Below are 24622 nucleotides of genomic sequence, written 5' to 3' on the forward strand. Positions count from 1 at the left end.
AACGTAGGGGACGCATTGCATGCGTCCCGCAGTCGGACGACTGTCAATCACCCAAACATTAAAAAGAGGAGGTAATTATGCGAAAAACGAAAATAGTCTGTACCATCGGACCTTCATCCCAAGATGAAGAAATATTTAAAAAACTTGTGATAAATGGGCTAAATGTGGCAAGACTGAATTTTTCTCATGGGAATCATGAAGAACATAAAAAACGGATAGATACAATTAAAAAAGTAAGAAAAGAACTTAATTCTTCAACAGCAATTATGTTAGATACAAAAGGTCCTGAAATAAGAACAAGAGATTTTGAAAATGGCGAAGCTGAGCTTATAGAAGGACAGGAGTTTATATTAACATCTAGAGATATTATAGGTAATTCTAAAATATCAAGTGTAACTTATACAGAATTTGCTTTAGACGTAAAAAATGGTGACAATGTATTAATAGATGATGGGCTCATAAGTTTAGAAGTTATAGAAAAATTGAATGATACTGATTTAAGATGTATTGTTAAAAACGGAGGTACAATTAAAAACAAAAAAGGTGTAAATGTCCCTAATGTAAAAATAAATCTTCCAGCATTAACTGATAGAGATATTAGTGATATTAAATTTGGCATAAAGCAGGATATTGATTTTATTGCAGCTTCATTTATAAGAAAAGCAGATGATGTTATGTCAATCAGAAGGATTTTAGAAGAAAATGACGCTGACGATATAATGATTATTTCTAAAATAGAAAATCGAGAAGGCGTAGAGAATATTGATGAAATCATTGAGGTTTCAGATGGTATTATGGTTGCAAGGGGAGATTTAGGAGTTGAAATACCTGCAGAAGAAGTACCATTAGTACAAAAAAGTTTAATAAGAAAATGTAACAATGCTGGTAAGCCAGTAATAACTGCAACACAAATGCTGGATTCAATGATAAGAAATCCAAGGCCAACGAGAGCAGAAGTATCAGATGTTGCAACAGCTATTTTTGAAGGCTCAGATGCCATAATGCTATCAGGTGAAACTGCATCTGGCAGTTATCCAGAAGATGCTGTTAAAACTATGGATAGAATAGCTAAAATGATAGAAAATTCACTTGATTATGAAGAAATTCTAAAGAATAGACAATTGGGACGTGATAATGCTATTACAGATGCAATTAGTTACTCGACATGCCGTACTTGTCTTGACTTAAAAGCTTCAGCTATTATAACAGCCACTTCATCAGGCTATACAGCTGCATCTGTATCGAAATTCAGACCAATTGCACCGATAATAGCAGCAACAGAAGTAGAACATGTTATGCGCAAAATGTCAATTTACTGGGGCGTATACCCAATGAAAATAAGCAGAATGCAATCAACTGATGAAATAATAGAAAAATCAGTAGATAGAGCATTGAAAATGGGATATATTGAAAATGGAGATTTAATAATACTTACCGCAGGAGTGCCTGTAGGAATTTCAGGTAGTACTAATCTTCTGAAAGTTCATATAGTTAGTGAGCTTTTGTATAAGAAAATAGGAGTAGGTAAGGAAACTGTAATTGGTAGGGCAAGAGTAGCAAAAAATGCAGTAGAATTAAGAGATAAGTTTGATGATGGAGATATAATTGTAATGCCTGCTACTGACCATGATATAGTTGAATATATGGAAACAGCTTCAGCGATAATTGTTGAAGAAGGAGGATTAACCTCCCATGCAATTATAGCAGGATTGAACTTAGGATTGGAAGTAATTGTTGGTGCAGAGCATTGCACAAGTGTAATAAAAGATGGAGAAATTTTAACTGTAAATGGAAAACAAGGTGTAGTTTACAGAGGAGAAGCTAAAATAATATAAAATAGAATTTACATTGGTGATTATTTAAGGACAATGTAAATTCATCATGTAATATGAATGAAGAAAAGAATCTCGTATTGAAATAAAGAGATTCTTTGTCTTTGCTTTCAGTATTTATGAGTATAACAGTATTTAAAAGGGGTGAACAACGTGGAAAAGTGCAAAAGTATACTTAAGGTATCAATACCTATTTTATTGATATTATTTTTAATATTGCTAATTGTTTTTAGTCCTGATACATTCAGGTGGATAACAGTATCATTTAAACCTGTAATATATGCATTAATACTTGCTTATTTATTAGATTCGGCAGTAAAGTTTTTTGTTAATAAATTGAAAATACGCCGAGTACAGGGTATATTTTTAGCTTGTCTTTTATTATTAGGATTGATTGTTTTTTTAATTTATATTATTGTACCAAAAATAGTTGAAAACATTAATGCAATAGCATCTTTCTTTATTAGTGGAAATATTGACATCATCCAAATTGTAACAGACATAAGCGACAAAATAGACAATGGGTATGTTCAGTACGTTGCAGACAGTATTTTACATGCAAGTGAATCTATGCAGGATATAATTAATTCAATTTTGATAAAGCTATCAAATACATTAATGCAATTAGTTACAAATATAGGCTCAAGTACTCTTACAATAGTAACAAGTTTTATAATAAATATATATATGTTAATAGAAAAAGAAGATATACTTGCTAGGGGAAAAAGGCTTATTTTTGCATATTTTGACGATACTAAAGCAAATAAAATTTTACATGTATTTAGTGAAGCTAATTTAATATTTAAAAGCTTTCTAAACGGTAAAATCCTTGATTCATTTATTGTTGGAATTATATGTGCAATAGCATTTAGCATTTTTAAGGTACCCTACGCACCTTTATTGGGAACAGTAATAGGCGCATTTAATATGATTCCGTACTTTGGACCTATTATAGGGTCAGTACCTGTTATAGTAGTAGCGTTTTTCGTGGATCCAACTAAAGCATTAACAGCTTTAATAATAATTATAGTAATACAACAAATAGATGCAAATTTTCTTGATCCGAAAATAGTAGGGAAGAATGTTGGAGTAAGTCCATTTTGGATTATTACGGCAGTAACAGTAGGAGGTAATTTATTTGGTGTACCAGGCATGTTGTTTTCAGTTCCACTAACAGTTTTATTCAAAACTGTTGTCGAAGAATCAATAAACATGCGTTTAGTTGAAAAAGGTATAAGCGAATACGAAAAAGACAAACTAAAAACTCCAAAAACAAAAAAATAGGATACATCACATGTCTTAAATAATCAACGTAGGGGACGTATTGCATACGTCCAGCGGTATGCATAAAATGCATACCCTACATTGGTAATGAAATCTAACAAGATTCGAATGTGAATTAGGACACAAAACGTAGGGGACGCATTGCATACGTCCCGCGGTTTGCATACAATGCAAACCCTACATTAGATTCAATGTAAACGTAGGAGACGGTCCCGCGGTTTAAAACATACAATGAAAACTTAATAAAATTCAAATGCTCAAATATTGAACACTGTGAAATATTTGAGCATTTTTAGTGTTTAAATTATTAACATCACTATATTAGTAATATGTTAGTGAAAATGTTTAAAATACCTAATATTGAGGATAAGCCTATGGACATACAATGCTGATTGAAGTATGTTTTATGAAAATTGGCATAAAAGTTGCTACTAGTTTAGTATGATGAAAAATATCAGAAAGGTGGTATATAAATTGAAAAAGCAAGAATATTCAAAAGAAATGATTCTTGAATTTTATGAAACCATGGTAAAAATCAGGAATTTTGAAGTGAAGTTAACTGAATATTTTACAAAAGGTATGTTGTATGGTAACATTCATACTTCCATAGGACAAGAAGCTGTAGCTGCTGGAGCAAATAAGGCGTTAGAAAAAACTGACTTTATCACTACTACACATAGGGGACATGGTCAGTTAATTGCAAAAGGTGCAGATACTAAAATTATGATGGCTGAATTGTTTGGTAAGAAAACAGGATATTGTGGCGGAAAAGGTGGCTCAATGCATGTTGCTGATGTTTCGTTAGGTATTTTGGGATCTAATGGTATAGTTGGTGCAGGTATTCCTATAGCTGCAGGCTCGGCTTTAGCATCAAAAATAAGAGGTACAAAAGAAGTAACAGTTGCAATTTTTGGTGACGCAGCATCAAATCAAGGTGTATTTCATGAATCAGTAAATATGGCTGCAGCATGGAAACTTCCAGCTGTATTTCTTATTGAAAATAATAATTATGGTGTATCAGTTAATATTCATAATGTAACAAATACTGAAACTTTGGCAGTTCGTGCAAAGGCTTATGATATACCAGGAGAAACTGTAGATGGAAATGATCCAATAGCAGTTTATGAAGCAGTAAAAAAAGCTGTTGAATATGCTCGTGAAGGTAATGGCCCATCAATTGTTGAATGTATGACTTATCGTATGAGAGGACACTATGAAGGAGATCCTGCTGCATATCGTTCAAAAGAAGTAACTGAAGAATGGGCAAAAAAAGACCCAATTGATAATTTCAAAAAATATTTATTAAGTAAAGGCATAGATGAAAAAGAAATTATTTCAATAGACGAAGAAATGGAAAAAGAAATAGAAGAAGCAATAAAATTTGCATTAGATTCTCCATTACCAGATCCAAGTGAAGTTACTACTGATGTTTATTCTAGTGATAATGAGAGGTGTGTTTTAAGATGAAAAAATTATCTATTAGTAAAGCTATAAAAGAAGGTCTTCATGAAGAAATGTTAAGAGACGAAAATGTTATTGTTCTTGGTGAAGATGTTGCAAAAATGGGAAATGTATTTGCTATAACAGAAGGTTTTCTTGAAGAGTTTGGACCAAATAGAGTAATTGATACTCCAATAAGTGAATCAGGATTTTTAGGAATGTCTGTTGGAGCTGCAATGCGAGGAATTCGTCCTGTTGCTGAATTAATGTATGTTGATTTTATAGGTGTATCATATGATCCGATTATGAACCAAGCAGCAAAGATGAGATATATGACTGGAGGTCAGGTGCATGTACCTATGGTTCTTCGTGCTCCATTAGGTTCAGGAAGAAGAAATGCTGGACAGCATTCACAATGTTTAGAAACATTATTTACAAATGTACCAGGATTAAAAGTAGTTTGTCCTTCTACAGCAAGAGATGCAAAGGGTTTAATAAAAGCAGCAATAAGAGATGATGACCCAGTAGTATTTCTTGAACATAGACTTATTTATGCTAAGAAAGAGGAAATTCCAGAAGAAGAATATATAATTCCGTTAGGAAAGGCTGATATTAAACGTGAAGGCAACGATGTTACTATAATTACTTGGTCACGTCAGGTATACTTTGCTTTAGATGCAGCAGAAGAACTTGCAAAAGAAGGTATAGATGTAGAAGTGTTGGACCTTCGCTCACTAGTTCCATTAGATTGGGAAGCTATTAAAGAATCGATATGCAAGACACACAATGTTGTAATAGTACACGAAGGTGTAAAAAGAAGTGGATACGGCGGTGAACTTTCAGCACAAATTACAGAAGAACTATTTGATGAACTTGATTCACAAGTTGAACGTGTAGCAGCTTTGAATGTAGTACCACCATTTGCTCCTACATTAGAAGATGCATTCTTCCCACATGCAGAAGACATTGTTAAAGCAGTTAAGAAAGTATTAAATAAATAGGAGGGGATAAGAATGGCTACAGAAGTGAGGATGCCCCAGTTAGGTTTGACCATGGAAGAGGGCACTATAGGTAAATGGATAAAGCAAGAAGGAGATATAGTTCAAAAAGGTGATGTTCTAGTAGAAATAACAACTGATAAACTTTCAAGTGAGATTGAAAGTGAAACAGATGGAACATTATTAAAGATAGTTGCAAATGAAGGGGAAGATATTCCTGTAAAAGGATTAATTGCGTATATTGGACAAGAAGGAGAGCAAGTAGACGGTTCAGCAGATACATCAGATAAAAAGAAAGAAGAAAATGAAATAGTTGAAGAAACGAAAGTTGCACAAGAATCAGAAAAATCATCTACTGTAACAGTAGGTGGACGTATAAAAGCATCACCATTAGCTAAAAAAACTGCAGCAAATCTTGGCGTAGAATTAAAAGGTATTACAGGTTCAGGAATCAACGGAAGAATTATTCAAAAAGATGTATTTGAAGCATCTGAAAGACAAAAAAATGTTCCCGCAGAAGTTGAAAAAGCAAAAACAGTTACGCAAGTTGCAACTAATGCAGATCAAGTTATACCATTATCTAATATGCGTAAAGTAATTGGGAAGAGAATGTCTCAGAGTAAACAAACTGCACCACATGTTACAATTACAACAGAGGTAAATGTTGATAAAACTGTCGATTTGAGAAATAAATTAAATGCTAAAAATACTGATGTTAGATTTAGTTATACAGATATTTTAGTAAAAATGGTATCAGCTGCTTTAAGAAGTTATCCAATAATCAATTCATCTATAACTGAAGACAGCTTAATAATTCATGACAGAGTAAATATTGGTGTAGCAGTTGCACTTGAAGATGGACTTATAGTACCAGTAGTAAGAGATGCTGACCGTAAAGGATTGAAAGTAATCACAAGAGAAACAAAAGATTTAATATCTAAAGCTAGAGAAAACAACCTTTCACCAGATGAAATGAATGGAGCTACATTCACCATCAGTAATTTAGGAGGATATGATATAGATGGATTTACTCCAGTTATAAACCTACCTGAAAGTTGCATTTTAGGAGTTGGACGAATAGTTAAAAAACCTTTTGTAAATGAAAATGATGAAATTGTACCTGCGTCAATGATGGTATTAAGTTTATCCTTTGATCATAGAGTTGTGGATGGCGCTACTGCAGCAGAATTTTTGAAAAAATTGAAGGGATACTTAGAAGATCCTGACAATATGTATGTTTAAAATAGCATTATAAATTATGACCGCTATCTCAAGCAAAAAAGAAAAAGCAGTGGGGGGAGATAGCGGTTTTTACGATAAGGAGAAAGTATGAGTAAAAAAGTTAAAGTAGTAGTAATAGGTGGAGGACCTGGTGGATATGTTGCAGCTATAAGAGCAGCACAGCTAGGCGGAGATGTAACATTAGTTGAAAAAGAACATTTAGGTGGTACATGTTTAAATGTTGGATGTATACCAACAAAATCATTGCTACATTCAGCAGAATTACTGGAAGAGGTAAAAGAAGGAGCAAAATACGGTATCATAACAAAAGATGTTAATGTTGACTTCCAAAAGGTACAGGAAAGGAAACAATCTGTAACAAAACAATTAGTTAGCGGTGTAAAAGGGTTATTGGCAGCTAACAAAGTGAAAGTAATTAATGGAGAAGCAACTTTTACAAGTAAAGATACAATAGAAGTAAAGACAGAAAAAGGTATAGATAATATAAAAGCAGACAAGTTTATCATTGCTACTGGTTCAATTCCAGCTAAGCCTCCTATTCCAGGAATTGATTCAAAACTATGTATTGATTCTACAGGAGCTCTTGAACTTAAAGAAATTCCAAAAACTATGGTTATAGTTGGTGGCGGTGTTATAGGGGTTGAAATAGCAACGCTTTATAGTTCTTTTGGCTGTAAAGTTATAATTATTGAAATGCTAGATCAAATTTTGCCAATGATGGATGGCGAACTTACAAAGATAATTCGAACTAAGTTAGAAAAAAAAGGTGTAGAAATATATACTAAAACAAAAGTAATTTCATTTAAAGATATTGGAGCAAGTGTTGAAGTTTTAGTTGAAATGAGTGATGGAAAAAGCAAAGTGTTTAGTGGAGAAAAAGCTTTAATTTCAATTGGAAGAAGAACTAACACAGCAACAATTGGATTAGAAAAGGCTGGTATAGTAAATGACAGAGGAAGAATAACTGTAAATGAAAAGATGGAAACAAATGTACCTGGCATTTATGCAATCGGTGATTGTGTAGGAAAAATTATGTTAGCTCATGTTGCATCAGCTCATGGAGAAGTTGCAGCAGAAAATGCACTAGGACATAATAATGTGTTTGATAGTAAAACAAATCCATCATGTGTTTATACTAAGCCTGAATTTGCTTCTGTTGGATTGACTGAAGAAGAAGCAAAAAAACAAGGTATAGATTATATAATAGGGAAATTCCCATTAGCTGCTAATGGAAGAGCTATGATAATGGGTGAAGATGGAATGATTAAAATCATAGCAGGAAATGAGTATAAAGAAATACTTGGAGCTCACATTCTAGGGCCTAGGGCTACTGATTTAATTGGAGAATTGGCGCTTGCAATACAAATGGAAGCAACTATAGATGAAGTTATTGCTACTATACATGCTCATCCAACAGTAGCAGAAGCGATAAAAGAAGCAACATTAGCAGTAGAAAAAAGAGCCATTCACATACCAAACAAATAAAATAATTATTACAGATGCAGCGCTCAGTATAGTTCTTCACTACATAATATGTTTAAAAATTGCACAAATTGTCGTTAAAAAACTATCATTATTGACTACGTTAATTAAATATTGTATAATAAATTAGCAGTTTTTGTAATATATAATGTTAATTACATATAATTTGTAAAGGATGTGGTTTGGTGATAGAGCTATTGTCAAAAAATTATGCTGATTATGTTAGCAGAGGATTGAAAAGGTGTGAGTTGCTTAATACAGAAATAGATAATGATATATGTTGTTTCAATATTAGTGCATTTGATTTAGATTCTATTGTTAGAAAAAATGAGGTACTAATAATTCAATCAGAATCAATTATGGAACACTTAAGTACATATATGAGTAATTTTATTTCTGTACTTTTAGTTAACAAAGATGGATACGTTTTAAGTGAGAAAAAATGCAATGGAATAAAAAGTAAGTCTAGTTCAAATATTAATATCCCAGTTGGTGGAAGGTTTAGTGAAAAGTTTAATGGTAATACTTCTATAAGTACATCTATTATAGAAAACAAACCAATTTGTTTATTAGGTAAAGAACATTATTGTAAATCATATTATGATTATGCTACTTTAAGTGCTCCAATATATGATAATGGTGAGATTATTGGTGTTTTAGCTGTTATTGGATTAAAAGAAAACGTAAACACTCATACATTAGGAATGATTGCATCTTGTGCTGAGGCAATTAGCATTGGAGTTGTAGCAGAAAACAGTAAAAAAGAAATTTTGTTAAAAACTAAATCTGAACGTGCTATTGCTGAATCTATTACTGATGGTGTATTAATAGTGGATAAGGATGGTTTCGTCAATTATTTAAATCAGGTTGGAGCAGACATACTTTGCGTAGACCGTGAAAAATCTTTGGATAAACATATTACTGAAGTTGTTGATTTCAATCCAGTTGTGCTTAACGTTTTGAAAACAGGAAAATGTTATATAGATAAAGAATTTATATTAACAAATAAGGCTGGTAACAAATTACATTTTGTAAAAACTGCAACACCTATAAAAGATGAAGCTGGGAATATAGTTTCTGTTGTAGATACCTTTAGAAAAATTAAAAGAGTACATAAAATGGTTAATGAAATGACTGGAGCATATGCCAACTATAAATTTGATGATATTGTAGGTTCCAGTAGTAAATTGTTAGAATGTGTTCACACGGCAAAGGCTGCAGCTAAAAGTTTATCAAATATTTTGATAACAGGAGAAAGTGGTACAGGAAAAGAATTAATAGTACATTCTATCCATAATTATAGTGATAGAAAAGATCAACCTTTTGTTTCAATTAATTGTGGTGCAATTCCTAGAGAATTGTTGGAATCTGAGCTTTTTGGATATGAACCAGGATCCTTTACGGGTGCTTCAAACAAGGGTAGAATTGGCAAATTTGAATTGGCAGATGGAGGAACTATATTTTTAGATGAAATAGGAGAAATGCCTTTAGACATGCAAGTTAAACTATTGAGAGTGCTTCAAGATAGAAAAATTACTAGAATAGGTGGAAATAATGTATTTGATCTTGATGTGAGAATAGTAGCAGCAACAAATAAAAATTTAGTAGATTTATGTAAAAAGGATTTATTTAGAGAAGACTTATATTACAGAATAAATGTTATGCATGTAAACCTTCCTCCTTTAAGAGAACGTAAGACAGATATACCTGAGTTAATACATCACTTTTTAAATAAACTTAGTTATCAATTAAATAAGGATATTAAAGATATATCACCTAATGCTATGGAAAAAATAATGTCTTATGACTGGCCAGGTAATATAAGAGAATTAGAGAACATTATTGAAAGAGCAGTTAATATTTGTAATGGACAAGTTATAACTGAAGGCGATATCTTAATCGAAAATATAAATTCAATAACTAAAAAAATAAAGGTCTATGATGAAGATAACATCAATGAAGTAGAAATTGTGCCTCTTGAAGTGCTGGAGAGAAGAGCAATTGAAGGGGCACTTAAAAAATCGAATGGAAATATTTCTTTAACAGCAAATTTGCTTAAGGTTACAAGAAATACAATTTATAACAAAATGAAAAAATATAATTTGGAAGTCTGATATTTAAAATTATATATTTAATATATGCTAAAAAAATGAGCATTGTATAAATATTGAACAGAATAAATGTATAAAAATTTAGCATATTTAATAAATTTATATATATATAATATCACATATTTGTAAAAATAAAAAGAAACTACTGTAAATTTGACTAGTTTTGTAGAATCAACTTTAAAGTTGGCATATCTATTGCAATATTTATTATAAATGTAAATAATTGTTGAAGGGAGTGTGTATTTTTTAAAAATTGGTCATTTGTTTTTGATTTTAATAAAATTAAAAATAAGCTAATAACGAGAATTAAAAATTTTTACTAATTATGGAGGATTATTAAATGAAAAAAATATTATCTCTTATACTTGTAGTTGTTTTAGTGTTTAGTGTAGGTTTAACAGGATGTTCATCAGATTCTGATCAAACATCAGGAGAACAAAAAGAAGGAAATGAAGGAGCATCAGAAGAAAAAATAACATTGAAGTTTAGTACTACAACAGCAGATACTTCAACTTGGACACTTGGTGCAAAGAAGTTTGCAGAAATAGTAAGTGAAAAGACTAATGGAAGAATAGAAGTAAAAGTATATCCAAATGAACAGCTTTCAGGTGGAAATCAAAGTAAAGGTATAGAAATGCTTATGTCTGGAGCAACAGACTTAACATTCCATTCAAACATTATTTATTCAGTTATGGACGAAAGATTTGGTGTTGTAAGTTTACCATTCTTAATTCCAGATATTGAAACTGCTGATGCACTACTTGATGGTGCTGGTGGAGACGCATTAAATGAAATATTATTAGAAAAAAATGTTATAGGTCTTGGTTTTGGTGAAAATGGATTTAGACAAATTACTAACAGTGTTAATCCTATCGAAACACCTGAAGACATGGCAGGTATGAAAGTAAGAGTACCAGGAATGAAAATGTATATTTCTTTATTCCAAGCTTTAGGAGCAGATCCTATATCTATGAACTTTAGTGAAGTATTTACAGCATTGCAACAAGGTACTATTGATGGACAAGAAAATCCAACAGACGTTATAGCATCTTCTAAACTTAATGAAGTACAAGATTATATGACTGAATGGGATTATTCATACGATGCAATTATCCTTGGTATAAATAAAGATAAATTCGAAAGTTTTGACGCTGAAACTCAACAAATTATAACAGATGCTGCTAAGGAAGCATGTGATTATCAAAGAAAAATAAATAGAGAAGCTTCGGTAACTCAAACTCAAGAGTTTATTGATGCTGGTATGAAAGTTAACTCATTAACACCTGAACAGAAAGATGTGTTTAGAGAAAAAGTTGAATCAGTATATACAGAATACGAACCTATAATGGGTAAAGATTTAATAGACGCTTTTAGACAATAGTTTGAATTTTAAAAGGTCCTGCTGAGGCAGGACTTTTTAAAAAGTTTAGTAACGGAGGTAATAGTTTGAAAAAGTTTTTGGATAATTTAGAAAATTATATAATGGCAGGTGGTCTTTTTGTAATGACTTTCATTACTGTTATAAATGTTATATCGAGAAAGTTTTTAGGATTGTCTATGTCATTTTTGGAAGAAATAACTACTTCTATGTTTATTCTAATAAGTTTATTAGGAGCTGCAATGGCGGCTAAAAGAGGTAGTAATTTAGGTTTAAGTATATTTACTGATTTAATCCCAGAAAAATATCAAAAATTTGTTTCATTAATTTCTTGGGTAGCAGCTACATTTTTCTCTTATTATTTAGTTAGATTTGGTTTAGAAATGGTAAAAAGTGAAATAAAAATGGGTATTACAACACCTTCGTTAGGATGGCCTGAATGGTGGTTTGGAATGTTTTTACCGATAGGCGGACTCTTTATATTTATAAGATTTACTCAATTTACTGTTAATATGTTTAGACAAAAAAAGGAGGAAGAATAATATGAATATAGCTACAATTTTATTTCTTTCCTTTATTATACTATTATTTCTCAATGTACCGATTGCTTTGAGTCTTGGAGTTTCTTCTATTATCGCAATGTTGATTTCAGGTTTGCCTCTTGATATGTTCCCTATGCAAATCTACGCATCTATTGGAAAATTTACTTTATTAGCAATTCCATTCTTTATGTTAGCAGGTAATGTAATGGAAAGAGCAGGTATTTCAGACAAATTAATAAATATGGCTAATAAATTTGTTGGACATAAAAATGGTGGACTAGCAATTGTTGCTGTTATTACATCTTGCTTTTTTGCAGCCATTTCTGGTTCGGGTCCGGCAACTGTTGCATCACTTGGAGTAATACTCATACCGGCTATGATAAAAGCAGGTTATGGGGAAGGTATGTCGTCTGCACTATTAGCTACTTCAGGTGGGATAGGAATTATTATTCCTCCTAGTATTACATTTGTTGTATATGGTGCAATAGCAGGGGTTTCAATAGGCAAAATATTTATAGCTGGTATAATTCCAGGGTTACTTATGGGAGCTGCACTTATAATTGTTAGTTTACTTTTAGTTAAAAAAATGGATATAGAACCTCAGCCGAAAGCCTCATGGAGTGAAAGATGGGCTGCCTTAAAAGATGCAATTTGGGGACTCATGATGCCTATTATTATATTAGGTGGAATCTACGGAGGTTATTTCACACCTACAGAAGCAGCAGCTGTTGCTGCAGTATATGGTATTTTAGTTGGAATGATTGTATATAGGAAAATTGGATTTAAAGAATTATATGATCTACTAGTGGAATCTGCAATTAGTTCGGCAGTTGTAATGTTTATTGTTGCAACAGCAAGCTTCTTTGCTTGGTTCTGTACAACAGAAGGTATTTCTGACATGGCGAGTGATTTATTGTTGTCTGTATCAGGTAATAAGTATGCATTCTTGTTAATTTTAAATATTATTTTACTTATAGCAGGATGCTTCATAGATGCTACATCAGCTCTTTATATTTTTGCACCTATTATGCTTCCAGTAGCAACAGCGTTGGGTTATGATCCATTGGTACTTGGAGTTGTAATGACAGTTAACCTTGCAATAGGACAAATTACTCCACCTGTAGGTGTAAATCTATACGTAGCTTGTGGTGTATCAAAAATAAGTATTGGTAGAATATCAAAAGCAGTGATACCATTCTTATTAGCAGCATTAGTTGTATTATTGTTAATAACTTATTTACCAGGTATTGTTACATTCTTACCGGATATAATGGGTATAAAATAATTAATTAAACTTATTAATAATCCCTCTTTTATATAAATCTGAGCGCTATCGAAGACTATGATTAGTGAGATACTTCGATTGCGCTTCAGAATGACTTTAGAGAAATAAATTATTATCAAGCAATTAGATAACATTAATCTTCTAGATTTATAATACATAATGTTAACCTTCAGCATTCGAGGAATCTCATATAATCTAAATGTGTGATTCTTCGATATGCGCCCCCCTAAATTGTATAAGGGGAATAATCTATGTCATTAAAAGATGGATTAATATTAATCCATCTTTTATAATAACAAATTACGAGGAGTGAATATGGACGTTAAAAGAAATGTTATAAAATCAGGTGTTAAGAGAGTAGTTGCAGGAAGAATTCCAAGAGGAGAAGATTTATTAACTGGAATTAAAGAAATATGTAAAGAATATGATATTAAACACGGATATATTCCAATGCTTATAGGTAGCCTTGATAAAGGTAGATTTATCTACGCCATTTCTGATGAAAAGGCGCCAATAGGTTTTGCATATAGCGATCCAGTTGATTTAGAAGGTCCATTAGAGTTGATTTATGCTCAAGGGCTTATAGGTGTCGAGGAATCAGGAGAATTATCCATACATGTTCATATGTTAGTAAGTGATAAATATATGAGAGTATTTGCTGGTCATACTACTGAAGGTGGAAATATTGTAGCTGCAACAGGGGAAATTATTATTCACGAATTAGAGAAAGCAGAATATATTAGAAAATTTGATGAAAAAACAGGATTCAAATTATTTCAAATACAATAGTGAAAGATGAAAAAGGATTAGTATAATAGTATTTTAGTTTAGTCAAAAAAGAATGCAGAAATTATCAGATATCTGCATTCTTTAAATATATACATTTATTATAAATAATTTAATGGAGGAGGCGTAATGTTATACTTAGTTAATAATTCCACAGATCCTTGGTTCAATTTAGCTCTTGAAGAGGTATTAATGAAAGATAAAAGTATAGATGAAGATGTTATTATGTTGTGGCAAAATGATAAATCAGTTATTATTGGGAAACATCAAAATACTGTAGAAGAGGTAAACCAACAATTTGCAGATAATAATAATATTAAAATAGCTCGTAGAACAACTGGTGGGGGTGCAGTTTATCATGATTTAGGTAATTTAAACTACACCTTTATTACAAAATATACAAATAAAGAAAATGTAGACTTTAAGAAATTTGCAATACCTGTTGTAGATGCATTGAATAGCTTAGGATTAAATCCTGAGTTGTCAGGAAGAAATGATATTTTATTAGATGGGAAAAAAATTTCTGGAACAGCAATGGCATGTATAGGTGATAAGTTTATGTTTCATGGTACTTTACTTTTTGATATTAACATTGAGATTGCCTCAAAAGTATTGACTGTTAAAGCAGATAAAATAGAATCAAAGGGCATTAAATCAGTAAAAAGTAGAATGGGAAACATTAAATCATATTTACCTAACTTAACAATAAATGAGTTTAAAGAAGAAATTATAAAAAATCTAGAAAAAAATAGTGACAAATATATTAAAAGAAAAATTAGCCAAAATGAAATCAGTAAAACAAATGAATTATATAATAACAAGTTTTCTAAATATGAATGGAATTATGGATACTCTCCAAAATGCAATTTTCATAAATTTACACGACTTCCTTGCGGTGGAATCGACATAAATTTGAATATTGAAAATGGATATATTACAGAATGTAAAATATTTGGTGATTTTATTGGTCTTCATGGAATAGAATCAGTGGAAAATATTATTAAAGGAAGTATGTATAATGTAAAAGAAATTAGAGTCAAGTTAAATGATTTAAATTTAAATCAATATTTTGGAAGTATGACTATTGATGAAATTTTACAATGCATATTTTAAGAAGAATTAAAGACGAATATTACGATAAGCGAATGAGAGGGAAATTATGATTACATCATTGATTAATAGCATTACTTTAATGGGAATTTTAATGATTATTGGCTTTAATCTTAGAAATAAGAAAATACTAAACGATGATGCAGAAAATGCATTAACATATATCTTAGTGAATATTGCTATACCTGCAATGCTTGTTAATTCTTTTCTTGTTGATTTTTCCGTTGAGCAATTAAAAACAGGATTGACATTGTTGATGGTTGCAGTGTTTTTTGACTTATTTCTTATTTTATTAGGCAATGTTGTTGCTATTAAACTTAAAGATAAGGATAAGAAAAAAATAGTAAAATTTACAGTGGCGTTAATGAATGGAGCCTTTATGGGATATCCAATTGTAAATCAGATGTTTGGAGCAGAAGGATTGTTTTATGCAACAATGTTTCATACTCCGAATATAATATTCATGTGGACATATGGTACATCGTTATTTTTAGATGGGAAAAAAGATAAAAAAAGATATGTTCAAATGTTTGTAAATCCTGGAATGGTTGGAGTTTATATAGGTCTTATAATTTATTTGTCTAGAATTCAATTGCCACCATTTGCAATAAATTTAGTAGGACTTATGGCTAATGTTACAACAGTATTATCTATGATAATCATAGGAAGTAAAATAGCGACTATTGGGATTCACAATTCATTTTTTGATATACAAGCATATTTTGCTTCCTGTTGGAGATTGATAATTTCTCCTATTATTATGATAATAATATTAAAATTTTTAAATTTTGAAGAAATGATAGAACAAATTTATGTAATTTATGCTGCATTACCTGTAGCAGTTATGATGCCTATTATGGCTAAAAGCTATGGAAATGGTGATGATGGTTTTGCATCAAAAATAGTTGTAATAACACATTTGTTATCATTAGTAACAATTCCATTATTTGTGTGGTTATACACCATTATGTAGGGGACGCATTGCATGCGTCCCGATGTTTGTTAATTTGCATATAATTTCACTATTTCTATTAAAATATCAACAGTTTTTTCCATTGATTGAATTGAAATATATTCATATCTTCCATGGAAATTATGTCCTCCAGTACATAAATTAGGACAAGGAAGCCCCATATATGAAAGCCTTGCTCCATCAGTTCCACCTCTTATAGGAATTATTTGTGGTTTAATTCCAAGGTTTTTCATAGCCTTTTCAGCAGTTTCTATTATATGCATGTGAGGGAGGATTTTTTCTTTCATATTATAATAAGAATCTTTCAACTCTACGATAACTGTATTTTCACCATACATTTCATTTAAATAATCTGCGATTTTTACAAACCTATCTTTTTTAGAATTAAATTTAATTAAATTGTGATCTCGAATTATATAGTCGAGATATGTTTTTTCAACTGTACCGTTAATATTATCCAGCAAATTAAAACCTTCATAATTCTCTGTATTAGCTGGATTTTCAAATACAGGAAGCATATTTTGAAATTCCATAGCGATTAAAATTGAGTTCTTCATTTTATTTTTAGCCGAACCTGGATGAATATTAATTCCATTAATAGTAACCTTAGCACTTGCTGCATTGAAATTTTCATACTCTATTTCTCCCAGAGCTCCACCATCAACTGTATAAGCAAAATCAGCATTAAACTTCTCAACATCAAACAAGTTAGCTCCATTTCCAACTTCTTCGTCAGGAGTAAATCCAATTTTAATTGTTCCATGTTCTATCTCTGTATTGTTAATAAAAAATTCAGCCATTGATAGAATCTCAGCAATTCCTGCCTTGTTATCAGCTCCTAGAAGCGTTGTACCATCTGTAACTATTAAATCATCTCCGATATAGTTTAATAAATGCTCAAACATTTCCGTTTTCATAACGATATTTTTTTCTTCATTTAATAAAATGTCTTTGCCGTCATAATTATGTATAATTTTTGTTTTTATATTATTACCCGGCATATCGGGAGATGTATCCATATGAGCAATAAAACCTATTGTTGGAATATCCTTATTTGTATTTTTAGGAATAGTGCCGTAAACATAGCCATAATCAGTCATATAAACATCAGAAATACCTATTTCTTTCATTTCTTCTGTTAGAATACGTGCTAAGTTTAATTGCTTATTACTACTTGGTATTTTTTCAACATCATGAATAGATTGCGTATCAACATTCACATAATTTAAAAATCTTTCGTGTACTTTCATATTCAAATCCTTTCTATGACAAATATTAATTTATATTATAGTATTAATAATTATAACACTATAAATACATATTTCAACAAACAATTTAAACATAGGGGGCGCATTGAATGCGCCCCGCGGTTTGCATACAATGCAAACATACAGTAGATTCACAGTAAATTCATAATTCCAACATGGTGAAATATAGGGGGTGCATTGAATGCAAACATACATTCATTTGTAATTGAAAATATATTGTAATTGTTATATAATGATTACAATATATTACTTACATATTAAAAAATAATAGGAGGATGTTGTATGGATTTCATTCAGGAAGCAAACAAGATAAAAAGTTCAACAATAATAAAGAATCTTAATAAAAGAGCTATGGAAGGTTACTATTTCGAAACGAAGGAAGAAGCAATAAAACATGTTATGTCTATGATAAAACAGGAAGATGTAGTTTCATGGGGAGGAACAACAACTATAGATGAGTTGGGAATAAAGAAGTTATTAAAAGAAAAAAATATAAAAGTTATTGATAGAGATACAGGAAAATCGCCAGAAGAAAGAACTAAACTGATGAAAGCAGCTTTGACATCAGATGTATTTTTGGCTAGTACTAATGCAATAACAATGGATGGAGAGTTGCTGAATATAGATGGAAATGGGAATCGTTTAGCAGCATTTTGTTATGGACCAGACAGTGTAATAGTAGTAGCAGGGATGAATAAGGTTGTTCGAGATTTAGATAGTGCATTAAAAAAAGCTAGATTAGATGCTACAGTACCTAATGCTATTAGAACGAATTCAAAGACTCCTTGTGCAGTTACTGGAATTTGTACAGAATGCACATCTCCACAAACAATTTGTGGACAAATATTAGTAACTAGATATTGTAAACCAGCAAATAAAATAAAGGTAGTTTTAGTAGGAGAACATTTAGGATTTTAACGTAGGGGGCGCATTGAATGCGCCCCGAGGTTTGCCCCGCATTAAATGAAACAAGGAGAATACAATGAAAATAATTCATACCTCAGATTGGCATCTAGGAATAAGCTTACATAGTGCCTCATTAATAGAAGAGCAGAGAAATTTTATTGATTACTTAATTAAGGTGGTTAAGGAAAATAGTGTTGATGCCATTTTAATTGCTGGAGACATATTTGATAATTCTGTATCAAGTGCCGAAGCAATAACAATATATAATTACGCTGTAACGACACTATGCAATGAAATAGGCGTTCCAGTTATTATTTCAGCAGGAAATCATGATGGAGCTGCCCGCTTAGCATCGTGTAACGAGCTCTTGAAAAAATCAGGACTATATATAAGTGGGAAGCTTACAAAAGATATAGTTCCAATTACCATAAATGACTGTAACATATATCCTCTTCCATACTTTAACATAGATGAAGTAAAGGCATTGTTCCCAGATGAAAAGATTAGTGATTATAATGACGCTATGAATTATGTTATTAAAAATATTTTAAAAAACACCCAATCTGATAAGAAAAATATACTAATGTGTCATTGTTTTGTTGGGGGTTCAGTACTTTCAGAAAGTGACCGTTCAGCAATGGTAGGAAGTGCTTCTATCGTATCTGAAAAAATATTTGAAGATTTTGATTATGTAGCAATGGGACATTTACATAGGTCTCAAAAAAGAGGAAAAAATATTAGATACAGTGGTTCACCATTGAAATATTCCTTTAGTGAAGCTAATCATAAAAAAAATATAACTATAATTGATATTGATGATGAAGTCAGTATTCAAGAAATTGAAGTAGTGCCATTAAGAGAAGTTAGAGTAATAAAGGGAACTTTTGATGAAGTTGTTGATATTGCCGAAAAAGATACTCGAAAAGATGATTATATTAAAATAGAAATATCAGATAAGTATGCAGGTATGGAATCAGTTGAACTTTTTAGGTCATTTTATAGCAACTTGTTAAGTATTTCAGGTAAAGTAAATGAAACTCAAGAAAATGAGCTTACTGTAGATGAACTGCATAATTTATCAATAGATGATATTTTAGGTAAATTTTACAAGGAAATCACAGGAACTGATATATCTGAAGAACAGGTAAATTGGTTTAACGAAGCATTAGAATCAGTTCAGGAGGGGGATGGGAACCAATGATACCAATTAAACTTACATTTCAGGCCTTTGGTCCCTATGTAAACAAGCAAGAAATTGATTTTGGAAAGTTTACTAATACCGGTGTATTTTTAATTCACGGAAATACAGGATCAGGTAAAACTACAATACTTGATGCAATCAGTTATGCCCTTTATGGAAAGGCAAGTGGAGGTCAGAGAGGCGATATAACAGCTATGCGTTGTCAGATGGCACCTGAAGATATTCCAACAGAAGTAGAATTTGAATTTGAAATAAGAGGAAGAACATATAAATTTACACGCAATATTAAAATACGAACTAAAAGAAATGGCACGAAAGAATACAATGTAACGCAAAATGCTATGTTTTTAGATGAAGAAGGAATATTCATTCCTTTTTTTGAAAATCCTAGAATTAGAGATGTAGAACAAAAATCTATAGAAATAATAGGACTAAATCATGAACAGTTCATACAAGTTATAATGTTACCTCAAGGTAAATTTGAAAAGCTTTTAGTGGCTAAATCTGGTGAAAAAGAAGATATAATGGTAACTTTGTTTAATGCAGAAAAATGGCAAGAGGCAGCAGAATGGATTTGTAATGAAGCTAGAAAAATGAATAGAGATATTCAAGGTAAAAAAGACAATATTATTCATTTGCTTAAAGCAGACAATGCAGAAACAGTAGAAGACTTAGAAAATCAAATTAACGAATTAAAAAATAATATAGAAAATTCAACTAAAGAAAAAAAGGAAACTAAAGAGAAACTAACTAAAGAAAGAGCCAATTTAGAAATACAAAATGAAATATTTAATATATTTGCAGAAAAAGATAAAGCAGAAAAAGAGTTAAGTAAAATTAATAGTAAAGAATCTGAAATTAATGAAATAATGATTAAGCTAGAAAAAGGTAAAAAGGCATTTAATATATCACAAAAATACGCTAATATGAATAATTTGCAGTTGCAATTAAAAGAAATGAAATCAAAGCTTGCAACTGAAGAAAATAATTATAAAAATTGTATAGATATTATAGAGAATATTGAAAAAACTATGTCAGAATTGACTGAAAAGGAAGCATATATAGAAGATTTAAAGGAAAGTAAAATAAAGTCAGAAGGATTAAAGGAAGTATATAGCCAAATTACTAAATCAAAAGTAAGGGCAGAAAGCGAAAAAAAGAAATATATATCTTTATCATCAGAATTAAAAAGTAAACAATTATTGTATGCCGAATCGAAAGAAAGGTTACAAAAATATTCTGATAAAATTAATTATATTTTTAATAATTATAGTTTAAAACTTCCAATCCTTAGAGAAAATGTAGAGAAATTAAATTCTATTGAAAAAAAACAAAATGAGTTTAATTTGATAAAAGCAGAGATAAAAAATATAGATACAATTTTGGATAAATTTAATAAAGATGCTGACATAAATTTTAAAAATATAGAAACAAAAAAGGCAGAATATGAAAATAAGTATCACCATTATTTAGACCAGGCAGCATATATAATGGGAGAAGGTTTAAGCGAAGGACAGAAATGTCCTGTCTGCGGAAGTATTCATCATCCAGAAAAAGCTTTAAAGTCAAAGGATGATGTAGATGCATCTTTAATTAAAAAATTGGGCATAGAATTAGATAAACTAAAGGAAGTAAATTTAGAAATAAGCAATAATATCGCTAAATATACTGCAGAAAAATCAGCAAAGTCTGAAAGACTTAAAAATATGTATGAAGAAATTGCACAGTTAATAAGTAGTTTTAACGGAGATATTGATAAAAGTATAAGAAATAATCTTAAAATAGCAGAAGAAGAGAACAATAAAATAGATAGCTTAAGAAAGACAGAAGCAAATCTTAAAGATACAACAACTAAAATTGACATAGAGATTTCAGAGCTAAATATAAAACTTACTGAGCAGAGTAAGTTGATGGAAGAAAGTCTTGCAATATATAATTCATTAAATTCTAGGAAAATCAAGGGTATTGAAAACGAAGAAGATTTAAACAAAAAAATAGATGATTTAAATAAGACAATAAATAAATATATAAATACATTAAAGGAATTAACTAATAAAAAAAGTGAAGCAGATAAAGCTCTAAGTTCAAGTAAAGCCAGCCTTAATTATTTAAGAAGCGACGTTAAGAATAAAAATAATGAATTGCAAGAAATTAAGTTAAAATTTGATGTAGAACTTAAAGTTAATAATTTCAATGATTATGAGGAATTTAAGTTATATTTGGTTGATGAGGATATATTAGATAAATGGGATAAAAAAATTCAAAGCTTCATTATAGAAAAGGGAACTGTTAAAAATAACTTAGAAAGACTTATAAAACTAACAGAAAATAAAACAAAACCTAATATTGATGAATTAAAGAATATTATTATCGAACTTGATAAAAAAGTTACAGAGTGGGAAAAACAAATTGCATTATGCAATGATAGAAATAAGCGATTAGAAAAGATAATAAACATTGTTAATAAAGAACAAGAGCAACTTTATGAAATGATGAAGAAGTATGACAACTATTACAATTTTGGTATTACTTTAAGAGGGGATACTGGTATAAGTCTGAGACGTTATGTTCTTGGAGTCATGCTTTCGTCTGTAACTGTTGAAGCAAACAGATTGCTAAAAAATGTTCATGATGGTCGTTTCCAATTATGTAGAACTTTAGAAGGTAAGGGTAGATCTCGAAAGGCTGGTCTGGACCTTGAAGTATTTGATGCATTTTCAGGTGAAAAAAGAGGCGTAGACAGTTTATCTGGGGGTGAAAAATTCTTAGTATCATTATCTCTTTCTCTTGGATTGTCCGCTGTAGTACAAGCTCAGTCTGGAGGTATAAGTATGGATACCATGTTTATAGATGAAGGATTTGGAAGCTTAGATAGCTCGTCAATTGGTGATGCAATGAGAGTTTTAAGCTCAGTAAAGGGTTCGAAAAGATTAGTAGGTATTATATCTCATGTACAAAATCTAAAAGAAACAATAGAAACATCAATAATCGTAGAAAAAGGCAGAGAAGGTTCAAAATTGCAAATTAACGTATAATGAATAAATCTTCGCTATCACTTAGAATAACACGAATATATTAAATAATGGTACGCATAAAATGCGTACCATTTATTATAGTTTTTCTGGTTCTTCGTATGTTTCACCAAAAGTATCAACTGTAACTTTTTTAAGTTTAACTTCTTCAATTGGTCTATCCATAGGATCTGTTTTTGAACGGGCAATTTTATCAATAATGTCATAACCATCAACAACCATTCCAAAGCCAGCGTATTGTCCATCTAGATGAGGAGATCTCTTGTGCATTATGAAAAATTGAGACCCTGCAGAATTTGGACTCATAGATCTAGCCATTGATAAAACTCCTTCATCATGTTTTAGATCATTTTTAAAATTATTTCCACTAAATTCACCTTTAATTGAATAGCCAGGACCGCCCATACCATTTCCGTTAGGGCAACCCCCTTGAATCATAAATCCTTGTATTACTCTATGAAAGATTTTGCCGTCATAAAAATTCTTATTTATCAATGAAATAAAATTTTTAACGGTATTTGGTGCGATTTTTGGATACAACTCAGCTTTTACTATATCGCCATTTTCGAATTCAAAAGTAACTATTGGTAATTTCATATTTCCTCCATAAAATTAATTTTATCTTTAATATACTTTACACTAACTGAGAAAAAAATACAATATCATTCAATATATATTTTTTAATATGTTTTCAGATGGTTACAGTGTAACAACTAAAAGATTTTAGAATATATTAAAGTAAAATATAGTAAATTAGGAGGTAAAGCATGAAATGCTCAAATAGAAATGAAGTTGCAGGAATTGGTGTTACAGATAGATGTTGTACAGCTCAATCGGGATGCGACTGGGATGGTACACTAAGGAATGTTGTAACTGAACCAATTTATGTGCAAAAAATTTATGATGCAGTATTATTTAATTTACAAGGATTAAAAACAGCTCAAGATACTGTTTTTGAACCAAGTTTAGGTTGTGGAACAAATATTATTAGAATTGCAGATATTAGATGCAGAAAATTTTTCAATCCTGACAATATTAATGATGAGTGTAACTTAAAATTAAATCCAATTACTACATTATCTGGAGGACAATTTGTAAAGAAAGAAGATGGATGCGATTACAAAGTTGTAGGTCCAGATGGAACATTGAGTGAAAGATTAATATACACTGATACATCCTATTGTGATGACTTCGAGGAAGGAACTCCAGTATTTGGAACTCAAAACATTGAAGTATCAGGATGTGTTGAAATTGAAATGGATTTAGTTGTTAGCCCATGTAATTCAGATAATGAAAGTATAGTTACATTATCAGCGGTAGTTGAAATTGCTTCAGAATGTAATCCATTAGTATTAACAAACTTCTTTGAAATTTGTGTACCATCAGTTTATGATACAGCATTTTTGCCAAGATTTACAGAATTCTGTAACTTATTATGTGAAACTCGACTTGCTACAAACAGTATTCCAAGAGATTTCACAATAGATCCTAGAACAGGGGAATTATCTGTGAACTTGATTATTTCACTTTGTATAACATGTGAAAAGAAAGTTGTAGTACCAGTTCAACTTTGTGTATTAAGCACAGGATTTACTGAAATATCACCAGAACAAGCAGCATTATGTCCAACATTCCCAAGATTGTTCCCAAGACAAATTGACAACAACTCTGTTGGTGGAGAACGAGGAGGATGCAGGACTAGATCTACTGCGAATGAAGTTATTGATTAATTGTATGTATTATAAAAACCTG

Annotated in this window: 19 protein-coding genes; 17 read left to right on the forward strand and 2 right to left on the reverse strand. The window is 30.8% G+C overall.

What is annotated here, in order from left to right; all coding sequences use genetic code 11:
• The first annotated feature begins 77 nt into the window (after positions 1 to 77).
• The 13 genes from pyk (at position 78) to U8307_RS10680 (ending at position 16463) form a co-directional block, all read left to right on the forward strand.
• Positions 78 to 1835 carry a pyruvate kinase gene (pyk, locus tag U8307_RS10620; RefSeq protein WP_326907713.1) on the forward strand — a complete coding sequence of 586 codons (1758 nt, stop codon included), beginning with the start codon at positions 78 to 80 and terminating at the stop codon, positions 1833 to 1835.
• 150 nt (positions 1836 to 1985) lie between these two features.
• Positions 1986 to 3116: an AI-2E family transporter gene (locus U8307_RS10625; protein ID WP_326907714.1), complete on the forward strand. Its 1131-nt coding sequence runs from the start codon at positions 1986 to 1988 to the stop codon at positions 3114 to 3116.
• Positions 3117 to 3560: 444 nt separating this feature from the next.
• Positions 3561 to 4583 (forward strand): thiamine pyrophosphate-dependent dehydrogenase E1 component subunit alpha, encoded by a 1023-nt coding sequence (locus tag U8307_RS10630; RefSeq protein ID WP_442985548.1) that lies wholly within the window; start codon positions 3561 to 3563, stop codon positions 4581 to 4583.
• On the forward strand, positions 4580 to 5557 hold the full coding sequence (locus tag U8307_RS10635) for an alpha-ketoacid dehydrogenase subunit beta (protein ID WP_326907715.1): 978 nt from the start codon (positions 4580 to 4582) through the stop codon (positions 5555 to 5557). The genes U8307_RS10630 and U8307_RS10635 overlap by 4 nt, the downstream gene beginning before the upstream one ends.
• 12 nt (positions 5558 to 5569) lie before the next feature.
• Positions 5570 to 6796 carry a dihydrolipoamide acetyltransferase family protein gene (locus U8307_RS10640; protein ID WP_326907717.1) on the forward strand — a complete coding sequence of 409 codons (1227 nt, stop codon included), beginning with the start codon at positions 5570 to 5572 and terminating at the stop codon, positions 6794 to 6796.
• Between the two features lie 87 nt (positions 6797 to 6883).
• A complete protein-coding gene (lpdA, locus tag U8307_RS10645; RefSeq protein ID WP_326907719.1) occupies positions 6884 to 8281 on the forward strand; it encodes a dihydrolipoyl dehydrogenase in 1398 nt (465 codons plus the stop codon).
• A 182-nt stretch (positions 8282 to 8463) separates the two neighbouring features.
• A complete protein-coding gene (locus U8307_RS10650; protein WP_326907721.1) occupies positions 8464 to 10392 on the forward strand; it encodes a sigma 54-interacting transcriptional regulator in 1929 nt (642 codons plus the stop codon).
• 337 nt (positions 10393 to 10729) lie between these two features.
• Complete coding sequence (locus U8307_RS10655; RefSeq protein ID WP_326907723.1) at positions 10730 to 11770, forward strand: DctP family TRAP transporter solute-binding subunit; 1041 nt, start codon at positions 10730 to 10732, stop codon at positions 11768 to 11770.
• 65 nt (positions 11771 to 11835) lie between these two features.
• A complete protein-coding gene (locus U8307_RS10660) occupies positions 11836 to 12309 on the forward strand; it encodes a TRAP transporter small permease (protein ID WP_326907725.1) in 474 nt (157 codons plus the stop codon).
• A 1-nt stretch (position 12310) separates the two neighbouring features.
• The gene (locus tag U8307_RS10665) at positions 12311 to 13594 is read left to right on the forward strand and encodes a TRAP transporter large permease (RefSeq protein ID WP_326907727.1); all 1284 of its coding nucleotides are present in this window, start codon (positions 12311 to 12313) and stop codon (positions 13592 to 13594) included.
• Positions 13595 to 13909: 315 nt separating this feature from the next.
• Entirely contained in the window at positions 13910 to 14383 is a 474-nt protein-coding gene (locus tag U8307_RS10670) for a PPC domain-containing DNA-binding protein (RefSeq protein ID WP_326907729.1), read from the forward strand.
• A gap of 126 nt (positions 14384 to 14509) precedes the next feature.
• Positions 14510 to 15493, forward strand: coding sequence for a lipoate--protein ligase (locus U8307_RS10675; protein ID WP_326907731.1), 984 nt, complete (start codon positions 14510 to 14512; stop codon positions 15491 to 15493).
• Between the two features lie 46 nt (positions 15494 to 15539).
• Positions 15540 to 16463: an AEC family transporter gene (locus U8307_RS10680; RefSeq protein ID WP_326907733.1), complete on the forward strand. Its 924-nt coding sequence runs from the start codon at positions 15540 to 15542 to the stop codon at positions 16461 to 16463.
• Between the two features lie 29 nt (positions 16464 to 16492).
• On the opposite strand, the gene pepT is transcribed toward U8307_RS10680, so the two are convergent.
• Entirely contained in the window at positions 16493 to 17713 is a 1221-nt protein-coding gene (gene pepT, locus U8307_RS10685) for a peptidase T (protein WP_326907735.1), read from the reverse strand.
• A 300-nt stretch (positions 17714 to 18013) separates the two neighbouring features.
• Between pepT and U8307_RS10690 the strand changes: the two genes are divergently transcribed.
• The 3 genes from U8307_RS10690 (at position 18014) to U8307_RS10700 (ending at position 22873) form a co-directional block, all read left to right on the forward strand.
• Positions 18014 to 18649 carry a lactate utilization protein gene (locus U8307_RS10690; RefSeq protein WP_326907737.1) on the forward strand — a complete coding sequence of 212 codons (636 nt, stop codon included), beginning with the start codon at positions 18014 to 18016 and terminating at the stop codon, positions 18647 to 18649.
• Positions 18650 to 18713: 64 nt separating this feature from the next.
• Positions 18714 to 19838 (forward strand): exonuclease SbcCD subunit D, encoded by a 1125-nt coding sequence (locus tag U8307_RS10695; RefSeq protein ID WP_326907739.1) that lies wholly within the window; start codon positions 18714 to 18716, stop codon positions 19836 to 19838.
• Positions 19835 to 22873, forward strand: a complete 3039-nt coding sequence (locus tag U8307_RS10700) for an AAA family ATPase (protein WP_326907740.1) — start codon at positions 19835 to 19837, stop codon at positions 22871 to 22873. Before U8307_RS10695 ends, U8307_RS10700 begins: the two co-directional genes overlap by 4 nt.
• 75 nt (positions 22874 to 22948) lie before the next feature.
• Here U8307_RS10700 and U8307_RS10705 read toward each other — a convergent pair whose 3' ends face one another.
• Complete coding sequence (locus U8307_RS10705) at positions 22949 to 23467, reverse strand: peptidylprolyl isomerase (RefSeq protein WP_326907742.1); 519 nt, start codon at positions 23465 to 23467, stop codon at positions 22949 to 22951.
• Positions 23468 to 23637: 170 nt separating this feature from the next.
• Between U8307_RS10705 and U8307_RS10710 the strand changes: the two genes are divergently transcribed.
• Positions 23638 to 24600: a hypothetical protein gene (locus tag U8307_RS10710; protein WP_326907744.1), complete on the forward strand. Its 963-nt coding sequence runs from the start codon at positions 23638 to 23640 to the stop codon at positions 24598 to 24600.
• Positions 24601 to 24622: the final 22 nt, after the last annotated feature.

Source organism: Sedimentibacter sp. MB31-C6, assembly GCF_035934735.1.
In the GTDB taxonomy this organism is placed as follows: domain Bacteria; phylum Bacillota; class Clostridia; order Tissierellales; family Sedimentibacteraceae; genus Sedimentibacter.